Origin of the sequence: Streptomyces iranensis, assembly GCF_017874715.1 — a bacterium.
GTDB lineage: Bacteria > Actinomycetota > Actinomycetes > Streptomycetales > Streptomycetaceae > Streptomyces > Streptomyces iranensis.
The window spans coordinates 155748-176294 of sequence record NZ_JAGGLR010000009.1; the positions used below are offsets into that span (position 1 = coordinate 155748).

Annotated in this window: 16 protein-coding genes and 1 pseudogene; 9 read left to right on the top strand and 8 right to left on the bottom strand. The window is 74.1% G+C overall.

What is annotated here, in order from left to right:
- Positions 1–194: 194 nt before the first annotated feature.
- A complete protein-coding gene (locus J2Z30_RS18220) occupies positions 195–938 on the bottom strand; it encodes a GntR family transcriptional regulator (protein WP_044568161.1) in 744 nt (247 codons plus the stop codon).
- A 201-nt stretch (positions 939–1139) separates the two neighbouring features.
- Between J2Z30_RS18220 and J2Z30_RS18225 the strand changes: the two genes are divergently transcribed.
- The 5 genes from J2Z30_RS18225 to J2Z30_RS18245 all read left to right on the top strand — a co-directional run bounded on the left by J2Z30_RS18225 (position 1140) and on the right by J2Z30_RS18245 (position 6655).
- The gene (locus J2Z30_RS18225) at positions 1140–1886 is read left to right on the top strand and encodes a glucose 1-dehydrogenase (protein ID WP_044580995.1); all 747 of its coding nucleotides are present in this window, start codon (positions 1140–1142) and stop codon (positions 1884–1886) included.
- 165 nt (positions 1887–2051) lie between these two features.
- The gene (locus tag J2Z30_RS18230; protein WP_044568162.1) at positions 2052–2882 is read left to right on the top strand and encodes an alpha/beta fold hydrolase; all 831 of its coding nucleotides are present in this window, start codon (positions 2052–2054) and stop codon (positions 2880–2882) included.
- A gap of 161 nt (positions 2883–3043) precedes the next feature.
- Positions 3044–4636, top strand: coding sequence for an alkaline phosphatase D family protein (locus J2Z30_RS18235; protein WP_044568163.1), 1593 nt, complete (start codon positions 3044–3046; stop codon positions 4634–4636).
- Between the two features lie 78 nt (positions 4637–4714).
- Positions 4715–5248: a DUF1990 domain-containing protein gene (locus tag J2Z30_RS18240; RefSeq protein WP_044580997.1), complete on the top strand. Its 534-nt coding sequence runs from the start codon at positions 4715–4717 to the stop codon at positions 5246–5248.
- A 123-nt stretch (positions 5249–5371) separates the two neighbouring features.
- Positions 5372–6655 (top strand): GNAT family N-acetyltransferase, encoded by a 1284-nt coding sequence (locus tag J2Z30_RS18245; protein WP_044568164.1) that lies wholly within the window; start codon positions 5372–5374, stop codon positions 6653–6655.
- On the opposite strand, the gene J2Z30_RS18250 is transcribed toward J2Z30_RS18245, so the two are convergent.
- Positions 6576–7949 (bottom strand): trans-sulfuration enzyme family protein, encoded by a 1374-nt coding sequence (locus J2Z30_RS18250; RefSeq protein ID WP_044568165.1) that lies wholly within the window; start codon positions 7947–7949, stop codon positions 6576–6578. The two genes, J2Z30_RS18245 and J2Z30_RS18250, sit on opposite strands and share 80 nt — an antisense overlap.
- 59 nt (positions 7950–8008) lie before the next feature.
- Here J2Z30_RS18250 and J2Z30_RS18255 point away from each other — a divergent pair, with 59 nt between their 5' ends.
- Both J2Z30_RS18255 and J2Z30_RS18260 read left to right on the top strand, forming a co-directional pair.
- On the top strand, positions 8009–8503 hold the full coding sequence (locus J2Z30_RS18255; protein WP_044568166.1) for an Lrp/AsnC family transcriptional regulator: 495 nt from the start codon (positions 8009–8011) through the stop codon (positions 8501–8503).
- 72 nt (positions 8504–8575) lie between these two features.
- Positions 8576–10258, top strand: a complete 1683-nt coding sequence (locus tag J2Z30_RS18260) for a DUF885 domain-containing protein (protein WP_044568167.1) — start codon at positions 8576–8578, stop codon at positions 10256–10258.
- Between the two features lie 594 nt (positions 10259–10852).
- Here J2Z30_RS18260 and J2Z30_RS18265 read toward each other — a convergent pair.
- The 5 genes from J2Z30_RS18265 to J2Z30_RS18285 form a co-directional block, all read right to left on the bottom strand.
- Positions 10853–14155: an AAA family ATPase gene (locus J2Z30_RS18265; RefSeq protein WP_044568168.1), complete on the bottom strand. Its 3303-nt coding sequence runs from the start codon at positions 14153–14155 to the stop codon at positions 10853–10855.
- Positions 14152–15405 carry an exonuclease SbcCD subunit D gene (locus J2Z30_RS18270; RefSeq protein ID WP_044568170.1) on the bottom strand — a complete coding sequence of 418 codons (1254 nt, stop codon included), beginning with the start codon at positions 15403–15405 and terminating at the stop codon, positions 14152–14154. The genes J2Z30_RS18265 and J2Z30_RS18270 overlap by 4 nt, the downstream gene beginning before the upstream one ends.
- 295 nt (positions 15406–15700) lie before the next feature.
- Entirely contained in the window at positions 15701–16327 is a 627-nt protein-coding gene (locus tag J2Z30_RS18275; RefSeq protein WP_044568171.1) for a YigZ family protein, read from the bottom strand.
- Between the two features lie 93 nt (positions 16328–16420).
- Positions 16421–16906: a DUF6098 family protein gene (locus tag J2Z30_RS18280; RefSeq protein ID WP_044568172.1), complete on the bottom strand. Its 486-nt coding sequence runs from the start codon at positions 16904–16906 to the stop codon at positions 16421–16423.
- A gap of 126 nt (positions 16907–17032) precedes the next feature.
- On the bottom strand, positions 17033–17365 hold the full coding sequence (locus J2Z30_RS18285) for a hypothetical protein (RefSeq protein ID WP_044568173.1): 333 nt from the start codon (positions 17363–17365) through the stop codon (positions 17033–17035).
- A 247-nt stretch (positions 17366–17612) separates the two neighbouring features.
- Here J2Z30_RS18285 and J2Z30_RS18290 point away from each other — a divergent pair, with 247 nt between their 5' ends.
- Both J2Z30_RS18290 and J2Z30_RS18295 read left to right on the top strand, forming a co-directional pair.
- A complete protein-coding gene (locus J2Z30_RS18290) occupies positions 17613–19097 on the top strand; it encodes a sensor histidine kinase (RefSeq protein ID WP_078956493.1) in 1485 nt (494 codons plus the stop codon).
- On the top strand, positions 19094–19777 hold the full coding sequence (locus J2Z30_RS18295) for a response regulator (protein WP_044568174.1): 684 nt from the start codon (positions 19094–19096) through the stop codon (positions 19775–19777). The genes J2Z30_RS18290 and J2Z30_RS18295 overlap by 4 nt, the downstream gene beginning before the upstream one ends.
- A gap of 87 nt (positions 19778–19864) precedes the next feature.
- On the opposite strand, the pseudogene J2Z30_RS18300 reads toward J2Z30_RS18295, so the two are convergent.
- A pseudogene (locus tag J2Z30_RS18300) lies at positions 19865–20521 on the bottom strand (phosphatase PAP2 family protein); the annotation flags it as partial.
- Between the last annotated feature and the right edge of the window lie 26 nt (positions 20522–20547).

Sequence of the window (20547 nt, forward strand, 5' to 3'; positions counted from 1 at the left end):
CGGCGGGCGTGGCGTTTCGGGACCGGTGCGCGGCCACGTTGGTGGTGTACGTGGCCGGGTGGGGCGCGCACACGGCGGCGGCACGGTACACGTACACGTACACGTACACAGGAGCGTGGGGCGGGCTCGGAGCAAGCCGCACCGGGCCCGGATCAGTCCCTATTGGGGCTGGATCGCGCCGCATCGAGGCCGGATCAGCCCGCCAGCAGCTCCTCGCCCGCGTCGCCGAAGGTGAGCCGGCAGGTGTCGGCCCGGTAGGTGGCCACGGCGACGGCCGCGGGGCGGCCCTGGGCCACATAGCGGGTGGTCACGAGGAGGACGGGGGCGCCGGGCAGCCGGTCGAGCTCCTTGGCGTCGTCCGCGCGGGCCGAGCCGAGCTCCACGGTCTGCTCACGGCCCTCCAGCTCCAGCCGGCGCAGCTCGCGCAGCACGGCGCGGGCGCGGGCCAGGCCGCTGGGGGTGTCGATGGCGGCGAGGCCGGGGACGGACTCGGCCGGTACGTACAGCAGCTCGGCGGCGAGCGGCTGGCCGTGGCTCATCCGGGTGCGGCGCACCCGGTGGACCGGGGTGTCGGGGTCGATCTCCAGCAGCCGGGCGACCTCGGCGGGCGGGGCCACCTCGGTGCTGTCGACGGTCTGCCAGGTGTTCTCGCCGGAGGCGTCGGTCCAGCCGTGGGCGTAGTCCCCGACGGCCACGCCGACGCGGGGCGGGGCGACGGTGGTGCCGACGCCGCGGCGGCGCTGCAGCCTGCCCTCCAGCTCGAGCTGCTCGAGGGCCTGTCGGAGGGTGGCGCGGGCGACGCCGAAGCGGGCGGCCAGCTCACGCTCGTTGGGCAGGATCTCGCCGACCGCGAACTCCGAGTCGAGTGCGTCGCTGAGCACGGTCTTCAGATGCCAGTACTTGGGCTCTGGCACCGATTCCAGCTGCGTGGTCCCCACCCTGTCCCCCTTGATTGCGATGGCCGACGGTCCCGCGCGCCTTCACAGTTATGCGCGCTTCTTTATTAAAGGTTGTTGCAGTATCAATGCGACCATAAGGCGGCGTGCGTACTTGGTCAAGACCAATCCCTGACCGGTTATCGTCGGTGACCGTCGGAGCAGGATGCGTTACGGGGCGGGAGCTGAGCTGAGCTGATGGGCATGGACCAGGTCACGGTGGTCACGGGGGGCAGTCGCGGCATCGGCGCGGCGGTGGCGGTGCGGCTCGCACGCGCCGGGCACAACGTCGCGGTCGGCTACGAGCACGCGCGGGACGCGGCGGAGCGGTGGGCGGCGGCGGTGCGCGCGGAGGGTGTGCGGTCGTTGGTCGTCCAGGCCGACACCAGCGACGCGGAGCAGGTCGAGGCGATGTTCGACCGGGTGCTGGAGGAACTGGGTCCGATCACCGGCCTGGTCAACAACGCCGGGATCACGGGGCCGTTGGGCCGCTTCACCGAGACCTCACCGGAGGTGATGCGGCGCGTCGTGGACGTCAATGTGACCGGGGCCCTGCTGTGCGCCCGGCGCGCAGCGCGCGAGATGTCCACGCGCCACGGCGGGCAGGGCGGCGCCATCGTCAACATCTCCTCGGGCGCGGCGACGACCGGCAGCCCCGGGGAGTATGTGCACTACGCGGCCAGCAAGGCGGCGGTCGACGCGATGACCGTCGGGCTGTCGAAGGAGCTGGCGGCGGAGGGGATCCGGGTCAACTCGGTCCAGCCCGGGATGACGCTCACCGACATCCACGAGCGGATGGGCGACCCCGAGCGGCCGTGGCGCGTCCAGGGGCGGGTGCCGATGGGGCGGCCGGGCGAGCCGGAGGAGATCGCGGGCGCGGTGGCGTGGCTGCTGTCGCCGGAGGCGTCGTACACGACAGGGGCGGTGCTGCGGGTCGCGGGCGGGCTGTAGCGGCGGCCGCGCACGGTCGGCGGCGTGCGCGGTCCGGGCCGTCGGTTATCGATATCGGCCATTACCGGTATCGGCCATCGGGTCTACCCTCCGGTAACTCTTGCTGACATGCTGTCTCATACGCCGCGTGCGCCTGCCGGAACGCCGACCGTGAGGAGCCACCCGATGCCCGCGTCCCTCTCCTTCTCCGTCGCCACCCCCGGCGGCCCCCGCACCGCCCGGGTCGTCCACGAACGGCGCGGCGCGGGACGGCCGTTGGTGCTGCTGCACGGCATCGGCCACCACTGGCAGGCGTGGGAGCCGGTGCTGGACATCCTCGCCGTCGACCGCGATGTGATCGCCGTGGATCTGCCCGGCTTCGGGGCGTCGGACGCGCTGCCGGACGGCATCCCGTACGACCTCGACGGCGTCATACCCGTGCTCGACGCGCTCTTCGAGGCCCTCGGCGTCGAACGCCCCGACGTGGCCGGGAACTCGCTCGGCGGGCTGATCGCCCTGGAGCTGGGCCGACTCGGACTCGTACGGTCCGTCACCGCGCTGTCGCCCGCCCGGTTCTGGACCGAGGCCGAGCGCCGCTACGCCTTCGGCGTGCTGGCCGCGATGCGGGCCGGGGCGCGGGCGCTGCCGCCGCCCATGGTGGCGTGGCTGGCCCGCGGCGCGGCCGGACGGGCCGCGCTGACCGGCGCCATCTACGCCCGGCCCGCGCGGCGTTCACCGGACGCCGTCGTCGCCGAGACGCGGGCGATGCGCGAGGCGGCCGGCTTCGGCGCCACGCTGGCCGCCGGAAGCTCCGGACTGTTCACACACGACATCCCCGATGTCCCGGTCACCATCGCCTGGGGCTCTCGCGACCGGGTGTTGCCGCGCCGCCAGGGCGTCCGCGCCAAGCAGGTGATCCCCGGCGCCCGGCTGGTCCGCCTCCCCGGCTGCGGCCATGTGCCCATGAACGACGATCCCGCGCTGGTCGCCCGCGTCATCCTGGACGGCAGCCGCTGACGGCCCCGCCGCCTCCGTACGTCAACCTCCGCACCGCACGCGGCCGGGGTCTTTACTCCGGGCGGCCGCACCGTTGTTCACTGGGCGTTCGCAAGAGCGGCACCTTGCACCGATAACAAACACAACAGCACAGCGGTTCTACGAGCGACGGAGGGCACACCATGGGGCGGGAATCGGGCAGAGGGATCGGACGGCGCACGGTACTGCAGGGATCGGCGGCAGCCTCGGCGGCACTCGCGGTGCCCACCGTGGCATCGGCCGCCGCGTCGGCCGCGTCCGGCGCGCCCGCTCAGGCGCTGTCGGGGCGTCCGAGCGCCCAGTGGGGCGTTCAGGTGGGCGATGTGACGACGTCGTCGGGGCTGGTGTGGGTCCGCTCCGACCGTCCGGCCCGGATGATCGTGGAGACGTCCGCGACCGAGTCCTTCGCGCGGGCCAGGCGCTGGCACGGCCCGCTGGTCGGCCCCGGCACCGACTTCACCGGGCGCACCGCGCTGCACGGCCTGCCCGCCGGGAGCCAGGTGCACTACCGGGTACTGCTGGCCGACCCGGAGGACCCGCGCCGTACCAGTGAGCCGGTGCACGGCACGTTCCGCACGGTTCCCGAGCGCCGTAAGGGCGTGCGTTTTGTCTGGTCGGGCGATCTGGCGGGCCAGGGCTGGGGCATCAACCCCGACCACGGCGGCTACCGCGTCTTCGAGGAGATGCGCCGCCGGGAGCCGGACTTCTTCCTGTGCAGCGGCGACAACATCTACGCGGACGGCCCGCTGGCGGAGACCGTCAAGCTGCCCGACGGCTCCACCTGGCGCAACCTCATCGCCCCGGAGAAGACCAAGGTCGCCGAGACGCTGGACGAGTACCGCGGCAACTTCCGGTACAACCTGCTCGACCCGGCCCTGCGCCGGTTCCACGCCGAGGTGCCGACCATCACCCAGTGGGACGACCACGAGGTGCTCAACAACTGGTACCCGGGCGAGATCCTGGTCGACGACCGCTACACCGAGAAGAACGTCGACGTACTGGCGGCCCGCGCGCGCCAGGCGTTCGCCGAGTACTTCCCGATCAGCACGCTGCGCCCGGACGCGAGCGGCCGGGTCTACCGGGTCCAGCACCAGGGCCCGCTGCTGGACGTCTTCGTGCTGGACTGCCGTACGTACCGCGACGCCAACTCGCCCGGCCGCCAGCCCGAGGACACCCAGGGCATCCTGGGCGCCGAGCAGCTGCGGTGGCTGAAGCGGGAGCTGTCGCGGTCGCGCGCGGTGTGGAAGGTGATCGCCTGCGACATGCCGCTCGGGCTGGTGGTCCCGGACGGGAAGAGCGACTTCGATGCGGTGGCGCAGGGCGACCCCGGCGCCCCGCTGGGCCGTGAGCTCCAGCTCGCGGAGCTGCTGCGGCACATCAAGCACCGGAAGATCACCGGCACGGTGTGGCTGACGGCGGACGTCCACTACACCTCGGCGCAGCACTACGACCCGTCGCGGGCGGCGTTCAAGGACTTCGCGCCGTTCTGGGAGTTCGTCTCCGGTCCGCTGAACGCGGGTGCCTTCCCGGCGGTCGGGCTGGACGGCACGTTCGGCCCCGAGCAGCCCTTCGTCAAGGCGCCGACCGTGGCGAACGTCTCGCCCGCCGAGGGCTTCCAGTTCTACGGCGAGGTGGACATCGACGGCGACAGCGCCGAGATGACGGTCCGGCTGCGCGAGGACGGGGGGAAGGTTTTGTTCACCAAGGTGCTGCGGCCGGGTCTGGTCGGCCAGTAGCCGCGTTGTGCGGTGCGCGGCCCCGTACGGTACGCCGACGGGGCCGCGCACCGTAAGGCCGCCGCGTACCGTACGGGCATGGGATCCAGTGACGCCCCCGGCCCGGCCTCCCGGCTCACCTATCCGGAGGTGGGCGCCACCCGGCGGTGGCCGCTGCCGTCCGGCTATCGCCATCTGCGGGTGCGGACCCGTGTCGGCCAGGGGCGGGCCGCGTTCGAGGCGGCCGGGCGGGCGGTCATGGACTGGCGGATGCACCGCGCGGTGGGGGTGTCGATCGGCGCCGCGGATCCGGTCGCCACGCCGGGGCGGCCGGTCGTGGTGGGTCTGGGAGTCGGGCGGCTGCGGCTGCGCGCGCCGTGCGAGGTGGTGTGGACGGTCGCGGAGGAGTCGCGGACCGGCTTCGCGTACGGCACGCTGCCCGGCCATCCGGAGCGGGGCGAGGAGTCGTTCGTGGTGGAGCTGGAGCCCGATGGGTCGGTGGTACTCACGGTGACGGCGTTCAGCCGTTCGGAGTCCTGGTTCGGCCGGGCCGGAGGGCCGCTGGTGCCGCTCTTCCAGCGGGCGTACGCACGGCGGTGCGGCAGCGTACTGCGCAGGTGGGCGGTAGGGTGACGGAACCTCAGGCTTCAACCTTTTGATTTCGGACAAAATAAGCTTCTGTTACCAGATGCGCCCTTAACCCTTAGGTCACAGTCTGTTCGTGATCACGCAACACCTTTACGCAAGGGTGTTTGCATGACATTTCGAGCGACCCCCGAGCCCCCTCACCGGCACCGCCCCCGCTGGCGGCACGATCTGGTCGCATGGTGGTCACGGCGCCAGGGCCACGCGCCGCCGGGCAGCTCACGCTCGCCCGCGGCCGACGCCCACCCCGCCCACGCCGCGGGCGCCCCGGAGACCACGGCCCCCGAGACCACCGCGCTGTGGCGGATGCGCACGACCGTACGGGACGAGCCGGGCGCCCTCGCCGCACTGTGCGCGGCACTGGCCGGGCACCGGGTCGACATCCTGGCCCTGCAGACCCATCCGCTGACGGACGGCACGGTGGACGAGTTCCTGCTGCGCGCGCCCGAGGCCCTGCCGTCCGACGGGCTGACCGACGCCGTCGCCGCCGCGGGCGGCCGTGACACCTGGGTCGAGCGGGCCGACACCCACGACCTGGTGGACGCGCCGACCCGGGCGCTGACGCTGGCCACCCGCACCGCCCTGGACGCCGCCGAACTTCCGCTCGCCCTGCGCCAGTTGTTCGGCCGCTGCACCATCCACTCGGTTCCCGCCAAGTCCCTCGGCGGACGGTCGCTGGACAGCACACCGCCCGCCGAAGGTGTCCTGGAGAAAACCGTGATGCGGCTGCGCGACCCGTCCGGCGGCGCGATCGTCATCGAGCGGCCGTATCTGCCGTTCACCCCCACCGAGTTCGCCCGCGCCCGCGCGCTGGTCGAGCTGGACGCCCGGCTCGGCCCGCGGATCCCGCACGACGACGATGTGCTGACGCTGCCCGAGGGCAACGCCATCACCGTGCGCCGCGCCGACACCGGCGACCTGGCCGCCGCCCGCGAGATGCACGCCCGCTGCTCCTCCGCCACGCTCGGGCAGCGCTACCACGGGCCGGTCGGCGACGCCGACCGCTACCTCGCCCATCTGCTGAGCCCCCGCTTCGGCCGCACCCTGGCCGCGTACACCGCCTCCGGGCGGCTGGTGGCCCTCGGCCATCTGCTGTGGGACGGGGACGAGACCGAGGTCGCGCTGATCGTCGAGGACGAGTGGCAGCGCCGCGGCGTCGGCGGGGAGCTGCTGCGGCGGCTGGTGGCGATGGCCGCCGAGACCGGCTGCGGATGCGTCTACGCCGTCACTCAGTCGGCCAACACCGGCATGGTCGCCGCGATGCGCGCCCTCGAACTGCCGCTGGACTACCAGATCGAGCAGGGCACGCTGGTGATCAGTGCCCGCCTCGACCCGGCACCGGCACCGGCACCCGAGCCGGCCGTTCCGCTGCCGGTCCCGCCGCAGGCGCGCTGAGCCCGGCCGGGGCCCCGTGCCCCGCCCGGCGGGCGTCGCGCTCCGCCGGGCCGCCGTCAGAAGGGCCCAGCGCCCGGTCCAGATCGCGCCACAGGTCCGCCACGTCCTCGAGCCCGACCGACATCCGCAGCAGCCGGTCGCCGATCCCCGAGGAGCGGCGGTCCCCCTCGGCCACGATCCGGTGGCTGATGGAGGCCGGGTGCTGGATGAGGGTGTCCACACTGCCCAGGCTCACGGCCGGAGTGATCAGCCGTACCCCGCCGATCACCTCGTGCGGATCGCCGTGGGGCTCGAAGGCCACCATCGCCCCGCCGATCCGGGGATAGTGGACGCGGGCCACCCGTGGATCGCCGGCCAGCCGCCGGGCCAGCTCGGCCGCGGTCGCCGACGCAGCCCGCATCCGTACCGGCAGCGTGGACAGCCCGCGCAGCAGCAGATATCCGGCGAGCGGATGCAGCACCCCGCCGGTGGCGAACCGCACCTGGCGCAGCACTCGGGCGAACTCCTCGTCGCAGGCGACCACGCCGCCCATCACATCGCCGTGGCCGCCGAGGTACTTGGTGGCGCTGTGCAGGACGAGGCTCGCGCCCCGCTCGGCCGGGCGCTGCAGCACCGGTGTGGCGAAGGTGTTGTCCGCGAGCAGCGGGACCGTGCCGCAGGAGTGGGCGACGGCCCGCAGATCGAGTTCGGCGAGCGTCGGATTGGCCGGGGTCTCCACCATGACCAGGCCGGTGTCGGGGCGGATCGCGTCCGCGATCCCGGCCGGGTCCACCCAGGTGACCTCGGTGCCCAGCAGCCCGGTGTCCAGCAGATGGTCGCTGCATCCGTACAGCGGGCGGACCGCCACCACATGCCGCGGCCCCTGGGCCCCGCGCGCCAGCAGACACGCGCTGAGCGCCGCCATGCCACTGGCGAACGCGACCGCGCTCTCGGTGCCCTCCAGCCGGGCCAGGGCGGTCTCGAAGCGGGCCACGGTGGGGTTGTCCAGGCGGGCGTAGACCGGCGGGCCGTCCGGCCGGGCGCCGGTGGCGGCGAACGCGTCGATCCTGGCGGCCTCCTGGCGGCTGTCGTACGAGGGGTAGGTCGTCGACAGATCCAGGGGTACGGCGTGCAGGCCCATGGCCGGGAGGTCCTCGCGCCCGGCGTGGACGGCCTCCGTGGCGAACGCGTGCCGTGCGGCGGCGTCACCGTGCGGGCCCTGTGTGCCCGGCGCGGTCCCCGTGCTCCGTACGGTTCCCGTGCTCCCCGTGCTCCCTGTGCTCTCCGTGCTCTCCGTGCTCTGCCTGATGTCCATGCGTGAAGGGTGAACAACCACCGGATCCTCGCGGTCGATGTCCGTGCTACGTTCGGCCGATGGCCGAAACCGTCGCTCTCGATCCGGTGGATCTTCAGATTCTACGGCTGCTGCAGAACGACGCCCGGACCACCTACCGCGATCTGGCCGCCCAGGTCGGCGTGGCGCCCTCGACCTGTCTGGACCGGGTGGCCCGGCTGCGCCGCTCCGGGGTGATTCTCGGCCATGAACTCCGCCTGGACCCCGCCAAGCTGGGGCGCGGTCTCGAGGCCCTGCTCTCGGTGCAGCTGCGGCCCCACCGCAGGGAGCTGGTCGGCCCGTTCGTGGAGCGGATCCGGGCGCTGCCCGAGTCCCGGGCGCTGTTCCACCTGGCCGGGCCGGACGACTATCTGGTGCATGTGGCGGTGGCCGACACCGCCGATCTTCAGCGGCTGGTGCTGGACAAGTTCACCTCGCGCCGCGAGGTGGCCCGGGTCGAGACCCGGCTGATCTTCCAGCAGTGGAGTTGCGGCCCGCTGCTGCCGCCCGCCCGGGACGGCTCGGCAACCTCATAGCACCCCCGGTGCCCACGCGTCACACTCCCGTGGTGCTGACGCCGCACCCCGGAACGTACGAGGATGGGCCGCATGTCCGATACCAAGAACGCTCCGCTGCCCCGTCAGGTCGCCGACAGCTATGTCGACGCCCTCATCGAACTCGACCCGATCACCGGCACCTACCTGGGCGTTCCCGAGAGCTCCCGGCGCCTGCCGGACTTCTCCCCCGAGGGGACGAAGGCCATCGCCGACCTCGACCGCACCATCTTGGACCGGCTGGCCGAGGCCGAGGCGCGCCCCGGTGCGGACAGTGACGCCGAGCGCCGTTGCGCCCGGCTGCTGCGGGAGCGGCTGACCGCCGAACTCGATGTGCACGAGGCCGATGAGCACCTGCGCGCGGTCAGCAACCTGAGCTCCCCGCTGCACTCGGTGCGCGGCATCTTCACCGTGATGCCCACCGAGACCGAGGAGGACTGGTCGGCGGTCGCGGCCCGGCTGCGCGCCGTACCGGCCGCGCTGGAGGGGTACCGCGCCTCGCTCGCCGAAGGGCTGCGGCGGAATCTGCCGGCCGGCCCCCGGCAGGTGGCCACGGTCCTCGAGCAACTGGCGGAGTGGATCGGCACGGACGGCGGCTGGTTCGCGGACTTCACCTCCGAGGGCCCCGACGCGCTGCGCGGTGAGCTGGACGAGGCGGCCACGGCGGCCACGGGCGCGCTGGCCGCGCTCCGCGACTGGCTGCGCGACGCCTACGCCCCGGCCGTCGAGGGCGCGCCCGAAGTGGTGGGACGTGAGCGGTACCGCCGCTGGGCCCGGATGTGGAACGGCACGGACCTCGACCTGGACGAGGCGTACGCGTACGGCTGGTCGGAATTCCACCGGATCCACGCCGAGATGCGCACCGAGGCCGAGAAGATCCTGCCCGGCGCCAACCCGTGGGAGGCGCTGCGCCACCTCGACGCCCACGGCGCCCATATCGAGGGCGTCGAGGAGACCCGGGTGTGGTTGCAGGAGCTGATGGACGAGGCCATCGAGCAGCTGGACGGCACCCACTTCGACCTGGCCGAAAGGGTCAAGCGGGTCGAGTCGATGATCGCCCCGCCGGGCAGCGCGGCGGCGCCGTACTACACCCAGCCGTCGGTGGACTTCTCCCGCCCCGGCCGGACCTGGCTGCCCACGATGGGCGAGACCCGCTTCCCCGTCTACGACCTGGTCTCCACCTGGTACCACGAGGGCGTACCCGGCCACCATCTGCAGCTCGCCCAGTGGGCGCACGTCTCCGACCAGCTCTCCCGCTACCAGGCCACGGTCGGCATGGTCAGCGCCAACGCGGAGGGCTGGGCGCTGTACGCGGAGCGGCTCATGGACGAACTGGGCTATCTGTCGGACCCGGAGCGGCGGCTGGGCTACCTGGACGCGCAGATGATGCGGGCGCTGCGGGTGATCGTGGACATCGGGATGCACCTGGAGCTGGAGATCCCCGCCGATTCGCCCTTCCACCCCGGTGAGCGCTGGACTCCGGAGCTGGCGCGCGAGTTCTTCGGGCTGCACTGCGGCCGTCCGGCGGAGTTCCTCGACAGTGAGCTGGTGCGCTATCTGGGCATGCCGGGCCAGGCGATCGGCTACAAGCTGGGCGAGCGGGCCTGGCTCACAGGACGGGAGGCGGCCCGTAAGGCGCACGGCGCCGCCTTTGACGCCAAGAAGTGGCACATGGCGGCGCTGTCGCAGGGGTCGCTGGGCCTTGACGACCTGGTGGCGGAGCTGTCGGCACTCTGAGCGCGTTGTCGCTTCCACGCTGGTGGTGAGGGCAAGCCGCATCCGCACGGGCGCGGCCCGCCCACCACATGCCGTCCGACGGACCACGCGGGGGCTTCGCCCCAGGACCCCGGGGGTCTGGGGCGAAGCCCCGGCCCGGGGTGTGGGGGCGGAGCCCCGGTCCGGGGTGTGGGGGCGGAACCCCGGCCCGACATCTGGGGCAGAACCCCGGCCCGGGGTCTGGGACGGATCCCCGGCCCGACATCTGGGGCAGGGCCCCGGCCCGGCGTCTAGGGCAGAGCCCCGGCCCGACATCTAGGGCGGAACCCCGATCCGGCGTCTGGGGCGAAGCCCCAGTTTCGGGGTCTGGGGCAGAGCCCCGGCCCGGCGTCTAGAGCAGAGCCCCGGCCCGACATCTGGGACGGAGCCCCGATCCGGCGTCTGGGGCGAAGCCCCAGTTTCGGGGTCTGGGGCGGAGCCCCGGTCCGGGGTCTGGGGCGAAGCCCCGGTTTCGGGGTCTGGGGCGGAGCCCCGGTTTCGGGGTCTGGGGCGGAGCCCCGGTTTCGGGGAGGGGAAAGCAGGCCGCCGCAGGCGGCACGATTCGCCGGACGCCCCCTAGTGCGCGGCGGCCATCCGGTGCCGTACGGCCGAGCCCTGGCGCCCCTTGACCACCTCCAACTGGGCGGGGATCCGCCGGCGCAGATCGGCGACATGGCTGACGATGCCGACCGTACGGTCGCGTTCGCGCAGCGAGTCCAGCACGTCCATGACCTCGTCCAGGGTCTGCTCGTCGAGGCTGCCGAACCCCTCGTCGATGAAGAGCGTGTCCAGGCGCACCCCGCCCGCCTCGTCGGTGACCACATCGGCCAGGCCCAGCGCGAGGGCGAGTGAGGCGGAGAAGGTCTCGCCGCCGGAGAGGGTGGCGGTGTCACGTTCGCTGCCCGTCCAGGCATCGACGACATGCAGTCCGAGACCGGAGCGGCCGCGCCCGCCGGAGCGGGCGTCGGAGTGCACCAGGGTGTAGCGCCCGGAGGACATGTGGCGCAGCCGTACGCTCGCCGCCGCCGCGACCTGCTCCAGCCGGGCCGCCAGCACATACGCCTCCAGCCGCATCCTGCGCTCGTTGTCCGCGGAGGTGCCCGCCGCGAGCGCGGCGAGGCGGGCGATCCGGTCGTGTTCCGCGCGCAGCGGGGCGAGCCGGCGGGCGTCGGCGACCGCCTGCGCGGAGAGCGCGTCGAGCTCTTCGCAGCGGGTGCGGGCCGCGGCGTCCGCGGCCGAGACCTCGCGCAGCGCGCGGGTGGCCGCGTCGGCCACCGTCTGCGCCGCCACGGGGTCGGCGGGCGGCGCCTGGGCGGCCGCGAGCACCCTCGGGTCGGACAGCTCGGCCGCGACCGCCGCCGACTCCGACTGCCAGGCGTCCAGACGGCGGCGCGCCTCGCGCTGCCGGTCCGGGTGCAGCACGGCGTCGGCGGCCTGCTCCGGGGTCTCGAACCCGGCCCGGTACGCGGCGTCCGCGAGCCGGGCGTCGGCCTCCTTCAGCCGGTTCGCGGCCGCGTCGGCGGCCCGCGCCCCCTCGGCGGCGCGGGCCAGCAGCCCCGCCTGCCGCTCGAGCCGCGCCGCGCGCCGCGCGACGGTGGCGTCCGCGCCGCGCGCCTGCTCCAGGTCGGCCAGCAGCGCGGCCCGCTCCCGGGCCAGGGCCTCGCGGTGCGAGGTGCGCGCCGCCGCCCGCCGCTCGGCCTCCTGCCGCTGTTCCGTACGGCGGGTGTGCTCACCCTCGGCCCGGTCCAGGGCCTCGCGGGCGGCGTGCGCGTCGGCCGCCGCGCTTCGGGCCCCGGCGTACGCGGTGCGCAACTCGGCCAGGGCCCGGTCGAGTTCGGCCGCGTCCTCGCCCTCCGCCGTGGCCTCGGCGCCCGCGCGGGCCTCCCGCAGCGCGTTCCGCGCCCGCTCGGCCTCCTCGCGGACCTCCTCGGCGCGCTGGTAGTCCGCCAGCGCGGCCTCCTCCGCCGTACGGTCCACATGCCCGGCCCCGGGCCGGGCCGGGGCCGGGTGCTCGGTCGCCCCGCACACCGCGCAGGGCTCTCCGGCGCGCAGCCCGGCCGCGAGCTCGGCGGCGATACCGCGCAGCCGGGCCTCTTTGAGGTCCAGCCAGTTCTGCCGCGCGGCGGCGGCCCCTTCCCGCGCCCGCAACAGCTCCTCCCGCGCCTGCCCCTCCTGCCCGGCGAGCCGGTCCCGCCGCCGGGCGGCCTCCAGCCGCCGCTCGGCGGGCTCGATCCGCCCGCCGAGCTGCTCGGCCCGGGTGACGGCCTCCTGCGCCGCCTCGACCCGTCGCTGATGCGCCCGGTGGGTCTCCTCCCATCCGGCGAGCCACTCGGCGGCCTCCTCGACCGCCTCGTCGTCGGCGCGAGCCTCCCGCTCAAGCGCGGCGATCTCACGGACGACGGCCTCCGCCCGGACCTCCCCCCGCCGCGCGGCCCCCAGCGCCCCGAGCTCCTCCCGCACCCGCCGCTCGACCTGTCCCAGCCACTCGGCATCGGCTTCGGCGAGCACCACCGCCCCGCCGACGCCCCGCGACTCGGCCCGCCGGTCCCGCGCGCCATATGGCGCGCCCAACGCACCGGTCGGGCCCGAGGCCACCCCGCCACGACTCGCCTCGGGCGCAGCCTGCCCCGCGGACGCGGTGGCCTCCTCCGGGGACCCGGGGCCCTGCGCGGGCTGGGACGTGGCAGGCGAGGTGGCCCGGTCAGGGGGTGTGCGTTGGTCGGGGATGTCCGGGGTCGGCTCGAGGGTCATGGCCGCCAGGCCGGGCTCGGCGGACAGGCGGGTGCGGGCCTGGTGTTCGGTGGTTTCGGCGGTGTGGTGGTCGCGGGCGGCGGCGGTGCGGAGGTCGAGTGCGGGGACCACCGCGTCGGCGGCGCGGGCGCGTTCCAGCAGCTCGCGCAGGCGGTCGTGGTCGGGTCGCCGCCGTTCGAGGCCGTCCGCCCGGCGGCGGGCCTCGGCGTGGCGGCGCTGGAGTTCGGCCCGTTCGCGGGTCGCCTCGGCGGTCCGCTGGGCGCCGTCGTGGGCCGCCTCCGCGGCGCGTACGGCGGACAGCGCGATGTCCTGCCGCTCGCGCGCGCCCGCGCGCGCGATGGCGGCCCATTCCAGGACGGCGTCGGCCAGCCCCGGCTCACCGGGGGTCGGCTCGGGCAGCGGATGCCCGTCCGGCTCCGTGGTGCGGCCCGCCGCCTGCGCCATGCGGTGGGCGAGCGCGAGCAGCCGCTCGTCCCCGGCCGCGACCCGCTTCTCCGCCGCCCGCCGCCCCTCCGCCAGCCGCTCCTCGACGGCGGCGAAGCGGCCGGTGTCGAACAGCTTGCCCAGCAGCTTGCCGCGCGCCAGTTCATCCGCGCGCAGAAAGCGGGCGAAGTCGCCCTGCGGCAACAGCACCACCTGGCAGAACTGCTCCCGGCTCATGCCGAGCAGCTGCGCGATCTCCTCGCCGATCTCCTGGTGCGAGCGGCTGAGGGCCTTCCGCTTCCCCGCCCCCGCCCCCGCGCCGGCCGAGGACGTCGGCGGGACGTACTCGCGCAGCAGGGTCTGCGCCTTCTCCCGCGTCATCCCCGTGCCCCGCTTCTTGGGGCGCGGCTGCTCGGGGCGCCGGGTGATCTCCAGGCGCCGCTCCCCGACGGTGAATTCCAGAACGACCTCGGTCGGGGTCAGCGGTTCGGCGTGATCGCTGCGCAGCGAGAGCCCGCTGCCCTGGCGGGCGCCGGGCACCTGGCCGTACAGCGCGTAGCAGACCGCGTCCAGGACGGACGTCTTACCGGCGCCGGTCCGCCCGTGCAGCAGGAAGAGCCCGGCGGCGGACAGCTCATCGAAATCGATCTCCTGGGTGGCGCCGAACGGGCCGAAGGCCGTGACGGCGAGCCGGTGCAGTCTCATCGTGCCGCCTCCCCAGCGGTCGCCCCAGCGGTCGCCCCCGCGGTCACGGGACCCGCCGCCGTCGACCCCGCGCCGCTCTCCTCGCCCGGTACGACGCCCTCGTGCGCCTCGCTCCGTACCGCCTCCAGCGCGTCGCCGAGCAGTGCGCGCTCCGTCTCGTCCGGGCCACGGCCGCCCCGCACATGGGCCACGAAGTCCTCGGCGATCTGCCGGTCCGAGCGGCCGCGCAGCCGCTGTGCGTACGAGGCGAGCGGATCCTCGGGGGGCCGCTCGGGGTCGAAGACCAGCGTGAGCACATGGGGGAAGCGCCGCGCCAGCCGCGCCATCGGCTCATGCGGCCGCACCGCGTCGGTCAGCGTGGCCTCGACCCACGCCTCCTCATGGCGCTCGAGGTCCGGATCGGCGAGCAACTCCTCGATCCGGCCACGGATCCGGGCCAGCGGCCGCGGCACCGGGCACTCCACCCGTTCGCACGACGGCGCCTCACCCGCCGCCCCCAGCTCCACCACCCACATGGACTTGCGGTGCGCCGCCTCGGAGAAGGAGTACGCGAGCGGGGAGCCCGAGTAGCGGACGCGCTCGGTGATGGTCTGGCAGCCGTGCAGATGGCCGAGTGCGGCGTAGTCGACGCCGTCGAAGACCTCGGCGGGTACGGAGGCGACGCCGCCGACCGTGATGTCCCGCTCGCTGTCGCTGACCGCGCCACCGGTGACGAAGGCGTGCGCGAGGACGACGGACCGGGTGCCGGACTGCCGGGTGGCAAGGTCGGCGCGCACCCGGTCCATGGCGGCGCCCAGCACCGCCGTATGACCGGCCGCCGAGGCGCCCAACTCCTCTCGCACCAAACCCGGTTCGAGATACGGCAGACCATAGAAGGCCACCTCGCCGCGGTCGTGGGAGAGGACGACGGGCGTGGCGCATCCGGCGGGGTCGGTACGCAGATGGATCCCGGCCCGGTCGATGAGCCCGGCACCGACGCCGAGGCGGCGGGCCGAGTCATGGTTGCCGGAGATCATGACCGTCGGCACCCCGAGGTCCGCGAGCCGGTGCAGGGCGTCGTCGAAGAGCTCGACGGCGGCGAGCGGCGGCACGGCGCGGTCGTAGATGTCGCCCGCGACGACCACCGCGTCGATGTGCCCCTCGCGCACGGTGGTGACGAGGTGGTCGATGAACTCCCGCTGCGCGGCAAGGAGGCTGACCCGGTGAAAGGACCTCCCGAGGTGCCAGTCGGAGGTGTGCAGAATTCTCACAAGCGGTCTCCGACCTGCACTTCTGTCCTTCCTCCCACCCCAGTGGCCACATCACACCCGCGGCGTGCGCGTGGTGCGGGCACCGACCACGTTAGCCGCGGTCGGTGCCCGGTCTCTCACGGACCTCGTATTTCCCGCCCGTGTCGCCCATGCGGCGGCCCGTTTCCCAGCCATGGCTACGAGGTGTCCGGTGGACCACGCGGCGGAGCCGCATAAGTTTGGGGCGACCGGAGCACACCGGAGTCCGCTCCGTCCCCGCCCTCGGTGCGCTCACCGGCGTAGGCCCAGGCCGTCCTTACGCGTCCTGGTACGCCTCGCCGCCGAGTTCCAGTGCGGCGGTGCCCGCGGTGGTGTCCGCCAGCCAGTCACGGAAGGCGTCCACATCCGCGTCGGGCAGCCCGAGTTCGATCGTCACGGCCTCTGCGTAGCGCACCTCGCGGACCGCACGCCCCGTCGCCCGCAGGTCGTTCTCCAGCTTTCCGGCCCGCTGGTGGTTCACGGTGACGGTCACCAGCCGGAACCGCTGCCGGGTGACGGTGCCCAGCGCGTCGAGCGCCTCGCCGACCGCGCCGCCGTAGGCCCGGATCAGACCGCCCGCGCCGAGCTTCACGCCCCCGTAGTAGCGGGTGACGACGGCCACCGCGTACCGGATCTCGCGGCGCAGCAGCATCTGCAGCATCGGCACCCCGGCCGTGCCGCCCGGCTCCCCGTCGTCGCTCGCCTTCTGCACACCGGCGTCCGCGCCGATGACATAGGCGAAGCAGTTGTGGGTGGCGGTGGGGTGCTCCTTCCTGACCCGCTGGATGACGTTCTGCGCCTCCTGCTCGGTCGCGGCGGGCGCGAGCGTGCAGAGGAAGCGCGATCTGTTGATCTCGATCTCGTGCACGCCTTCGCGCGCGACCGTCCGGTACCGCTCCTGCATCAGGCCACCTTATGTCCCGGCTCCCGAGCGGTGGTCACGCGCGTGCGGCCGCCGACCGGGCGGAAGCCCACGGCGTTGGGGGGATGCGCCCGCTCACCCCTTTCCGCCGCTTCCGCCACGGCCGAACCGGGACGGCCTGCGCAACGGCCCCCACGCGCCCCGCTGGCGTGCCACCACGTCCTCGGCTTCGGCGATCACGCTCTCGGCGATCCAGGCGACGGGCTCCACATCGCGGACCAGGGGTTCGTTGTCCGGCCCCCGGCCGGTCTCCTCCCCCTTGAGCACCCAGGGGCGGACATTGGCGGAGCCCTGGTCGTCGTCCCGGAGGTGGATGTAGTCGCACAGCCTCCGGGCGACCCAGACGGTGGTGGGCAGGTCCTTCGCCCACTCCTCGAAGACCAGGGGGTTGGCCGACAGGCCCGGCATCTCCATGCCGGTGAGTCCGTCCCGGCTGACCGCACTGCCCGCCAGGTCCGCCTCGGGCCCTCGGGACCAGCGGACGAAGACCGGCGGCCCCTGCTCGATCAACTCCACGAGCTGGTGCAGAGCGGTGTAGGTGGGGAGTGTCGTGCCTGGCATGATCGCCCTTGAGTACCCGTGGCCGACGCCGCCAATCCATCGCCCTGCCCGATCGCACGGACGCCGCCCGGCCCCGCTGCTCGGCGGGCAGGGCGGCGTCCCGCAGGAGGTGCCGTGGCGTCCGGGTCAGCGGCCCAGTGCCTTGGCCAGCTGGTCCTTGGTCATGTTGGAGCGGCCCTCGATGCCGCGCTGCTTGGCCTCGTTGTACAGCTGGTCGCGCGTCGGACCCTTGGGTCCCGTCCGGTTGCCGGAGCGCTGGCCGCCGCGCTGCGGCGCGGACTTCCGGTCCTGGGTCGAGGTCCTGCTGGCGGACCTGGACTCGCCCGAGCGTGCGCGCTCCTTGTTGACCGTACGGGCGGCCATTTCCTTCGCCCGGCCGGTGGACGCGCCGCGCTGCTCGGCGCCTTCCTTGATGTGCTCGTACTGCCGTTCACGCTTACGGCTGGATCCTGCGGGCATGGTGTCTTCCTCTCCTTCCGCCCCCTCGGTCGGTCGCGGCCGACAGCTGATGATCGCCGACCGCATGAGTCGGGTTCCCCCCGTTCCCTCCCCTATAACCAGCATGCGTCTCCTGGGCGTCGGCCGGATGCGTGCGGGGTGCGTGCGGGGTGCGCGATGAGCGGGATTGGTCTTTCGGCAGTGTCCGCCCGTCCCCCGTCTTCGTAAGGTCACCTCTGCGAGCCGGCCGATCACGCGGGTGGGGGACATGACGACACAGACATGGGACACGACGACACAGACAGACACGACCGGATCCGGCGCCCGCCCGTGGGCGTCCTGGGCGGCACACCTGCCACTGGTGGCCACCATCGCCGCCGCCGGGTTGAGCGTGGTCGGCCTGTGGTGGGTGGTCCCCACGGCGGTGTGCGCGTTCGCGGTGGGGTGGCGACCCGGGCGGACGCGGTCCACGGCGGTGGGGCTGACCGGGGTGGTCGCGGGCGCCGTGGTGGCCGTCGCCGTGGTGCCGTCCTGGATCGCCTGGGCGGACCGCTTCGTGGCGGTGGTGGCGGGGGCGGTCGTCCTGCCGTGGTTCGTGGGGCGGTTCTGCCGTCAGTACCGGGAGTTGGTCCGGGCGGGGTGGGACCGGGCCGCGCGGCTGGAGCGCGAGCGGCGGCTGATCGCCGAGCAGGCCCGGCTGCGGGAGCGGGCCCGTATCGCACAGGACATGCACGATGTGCTCGGCCATGAGCTCAGCCTGATCGCCCTCTCGGCCGGGGCCCTCAAGCTGGCGCCCGGACTGGCGGACGGCCACCGGGAGGCCGCCCGGGACATCAGGGCCAGGGCGGCGGCCGCCGTGGACCGCCTCGGCGAGGTGATCGGCGTCCTGCGCCAGGAGCCGGACGCAGCGCCGCCGGAACCGGCGGGCGCGGGTGTGGCGGAGCTGGTCGAGCGGGCGTCGGCGTCGGGTCTCGCGGTCCGGCTGCGGAGCGACGGCGAGCCCGGAGAGCCCGGCAAGCCTGGAGAGCCCGGCGAGCTGCCACCGGACGTGGAGCGCGCCGTGCGCCGTGTGGTGCAGGAGTCGCTGACCAACGTGGCCAAGCACGCGCCGGGTGCGGAGGCGGCCGTCCACGTCCGGCATACGGCCGAGGAAACCGAGGTCCGGGTGGTGAACGGCCCCGCGTGCGCCGCCGCTCCCGTCCGCTCCGGCGGCGAGGGCTTCGGCCTGATCGGCCTGGACGAGCGCGTCGCACTGGCCGGGGGCACCTTCGGATACGGCCCCGAGGCGGGCGGTTTCGCCGTCCGCGCCACGTTTCCCCGCACCACCACCCGGCGGCCGGGGGCGCCCCACGCTCCCGAAGCCCCGGTGGCGGATGACCACCGGCGCGCCCGCCGCCGGCTCGGCCGCACCCTGCTCGCGGCCCTGATGGTGCCCCTGGTCGCGGGGGCCCTGCTGATCGGAGTGGTGCGGGTGTGGGACACACTGAGGGCCCGGGAGTCGGTACTGGCCCCGGACGACTACGCCCGGCTGCGCACCGGACAGGACCGCGACCGGATCGCGCCGTATCTGCCGGAGCGCCAGACCGGCCACCGGCCGACGGCCGCCGAACCGAGGGGGACGGACATCGTCTGCGAGTACTACGCGATGACGGCCGACCCCTTCGACGACCGCTCCGGGGACGTCTACCGGCTGTGCTTCCGCCACGGCACCCTGGTGTCCGCCGACGCCTTCACCGGGAAGGGCGTCCGATGATCCGGGTCCTGATCGCCGACGACGAGCCGATGATCCGCGCGGGGATCCGGGCCGTGCTCGCCACCGATCCGGACATCACCGTGGTCGCCGAGGCGGGCGACGGCCACCAGGCGGTGGAGCTGGTGCACCGCCACCGGCCCCGGGTGGCGGTGCTGGACATCCGGATGCCCGGCACCGGCGGTATCGAGGCCGCCCGCGAGATCCACCGGACGGCCCCGGCCACCGGTGTCATCATGCTGACCACCTTCGGCGAGGACGACTACATCCTCCAGGCGCTGGGCGGCGGCGCCATGGGCTTCCTCATCAAGTCCGGTGAACCGGAGGAGCTGATCGCGGGGGTGCGCGCGGTGGCCGACGGCGCCGCCTATCTGTCACCGAAGGTCGCGGCCCGCGTCGTGGCGCATCTGGCGTCCGGTGGCGCGGGGGCCCTGGCCGACCGCCGCACCGCCGCCCGCATGCGGGTCGATGCCCTGACCGCCCGGGAGCGGGAGGTGCTGGCCCTGCTCGGCGGCGGGCTGTCCAACGGTCAGATCGCCCGTCGGCTGCGTGTCGTCGAGGGGACGGTCAAGGCCCATGTGAGCTCGATCCTGGCCCGGCTGGGCGTGGAGAACCGGGCGGCCGCCGCCGTGGTCGCCCATGAGGCCGGAATCCTTCCACCCGGCGCTCCCGAACAGCGCTGACACCGCCCGTACTGCCGGAGGGCCCACCACCACCAGCGTCGCCGCCACCACGGCGGCGCCCATCAGCGCACCGGCGGCCACATCGTGCGGATAGTGCACCCCCACCGCCACCCGCAGCAGCGCCGCCACCCCAGCCAACGGCAGCGCCACAGCGGCGAGACGGGGCCTGAACAGCGTCAGCCCGACCGCGATCCCGGTGGCCAGGGTGGCGTGGTTGCTCGGAAACGACCAGTCCCCCGGCTCGGGACACTCCGCCACCGCCACGACTCCCCGTACCGCCCGGCACGGCCGTTCCTCGTCCACCACCAGCTTCACGCCCTCGCTCGCCACGTAGGCGGCCACGGTGCCGATCCCGGTGAGCACGGCCCCGGCCACGCCGGAGGCGTCCCCGCGCCGGAAGGCCGACCACCCCGTCCACAGCAGAAGCAGCCCCAGCGCCACCAGCGTGCCCTCGGTGGCCGTCTCCAGCAGCGGCCCGGCCCATGAGGGCGCTCCCGCCACCGCCTCGGCCACCGCCCGGTACACCGACACCGAGGCGCCGCGCCTGACCTCCACCCGATCCGCGTCGCCCAGCCCACCGGGCGACAACCACATCACCGCTCCCGCCCCGGCGGCACACAGCGCCACCGCGAGCAGCAGTCGACGGCCGGAGCCGTATCGCGTCCTTGAATCCATGGCCAGTGACCGTAGAAACGGCGACGACCCGCCACCTCTGGCAAACGGCCAGGTCAGACCCCTGACCATCGTCGGGGTTGACACCCCGGCGTGCC